Source organism: Streptomyces beijiangensis, from assembly GCF_017315755.1.
Classification (GTDB): Bacteria; Actinomycetota; Actinomycetes; order Streptomycetales; family Streptomycetaceae; genus Streptomyces; species Streptomyces beijiangensis.
Genome location: NZ_JAFLRJ010000770.1, coordinates 1 through 1456 on the forward strand (window position 1 = coordinate 1; position 1456 = coordinate 1456).

A 1456-nucleotide genomic window follows, 5' to 3' on the forward strand; every position below is an offset into this window, starting at 1 on the left:
CTCCCGCCGGATCACCTGGACCGCGGGGAACCAGGAGGTCGACGGCTATACCCAGCTGATCAGCCTTGTCCGCCAGGACGCCCGGAACCAGCTGGCCCTCGATGCGGCGAAGCACGGCGGCGACGGGGTGGTGGTGGACGACGTGGAGTTGAGCGTGCGGGAGAGCGAGTGCTCCTCGTTCGGCTACGCGCACGACTTCCACGCGGAGGCGGTCTTCGTCGGCACCTCCATCGCCCGGTTCCGCCGCTCCGAGCGGCCCGCCGGGCCCGGGCCACTGACCATCATGAGACTGGAGCGCGAGCGCTGACATGAACGAGCGAACGGGGCGACAACTGGGCGGGGGAGCCGCGCAGTCGGCTGCCGAGGGTATACCCCAGGACGCGATGCGGCGGCTCGCGCAGCTCCAACCGGGGGAGAAGGGCTCGTTGTTCACCTCGGACCTGACGGTGAACGAGTTCCTGCTGGTGCGCGAAGCCGGCTTCCGTCCGCTCGGCCTGGTCCTCGGCTCGTCCGTCTACCACGTCGGCATCCAGCTCGGCCGGTGGACGAAGAACCAGGAGCTGACCAAGCTGTCGCAGGCCATGTACCACGCCCGCGAGCTGGCGATGAGCCGGATGGAGGCGGAGGCGAGCGCTCTGGGGGCGGACGGGATCGTGGGCGTGCGGCTGGACATCGAGTTCAAGGAGTTCGGCTCGGACATCGCCGAGTTCATCGCCGTCGGCACGGCGGTGAAGGCGGACGGTGCGGACCCGGGCGAGGGCGGGACCTGGCTCAACAACAAGGGCAAGCCGTTCACTTCGGACCTGTCGGGCCAGGATTTCTGGACACTGATCCGGGCCGGGTACGCGCCGCTCGACATGGTCATGGGGTCGTGTGTCTACCACGTGGCGCACCAGCGCTTCGCCCAGGCGATGAGCACCACGGGCCGCAACGTCGAGATCGAGCCGTTCACCCAGGCCCTCTACGACGCACGCGAGCTGGCGATGAGCCGTATGCAGGCGGAGGGACAAGCACTGGAGGCCGAGGGGATCGTGGCCGTACAGCTGCGGCAGCACTCGCATACGTGGGGGACGCACACCACCGAGTTCTTCGCCATCGGCACAGCGGTGCGCCCACTGCGCGACGACCACGTCATCGAACGGCCGACCATGGTGCTGGGCCTCGATGGCTGACAGCGAAGTGGAGCTGCTGGCCGCGGCGCTGCGCCAGGACAGTGCGGACCTGAACCTTTACGCCGGCGTGCTGTCGGCGAACCTGGCGGACTCGCTGCCGCCCGGCGCCGTACGGATCAAGCGCAGGCGCTCCGTCGCGGAACGCGTGGCCGGGCGCGAGGGGTCGGTCGCCGAACTGGACGTCGCGCTCGGCGAGCAGCGGCTCTCGCTGCGGATGGACCGGGGCCGGGTGACCGGGGAGGTCTGCCACGAGGTGCGGGGCATCGTGCTCTCGCGGCGCCCGG

The 1456-nt window shown here is 70.0% G+C and carries 2 protein-coding genes; both read left to right on the forward strand.

The window, feature by feature from the left end:
• Positions 1-307 (forward strand): hypothetical protein (locus tag J0695_RS38965; protein ID WP_206969591.1); only part of this gene is annotated, 307 nt, incomplete at its 5' end.
• Between the two features lies 1 nt (position 308).
• Positions 309-1172, forward strand: coding sequence for a heavy metal-binding domain-containing protein (locus J0695_RS38970; protein WP_206969592.1), 864 nt, complete (start codon positions 309-311; stop codon positions 1170-1172).
• Positions 1173-1456: the final 284 nt, after the last annotated feature.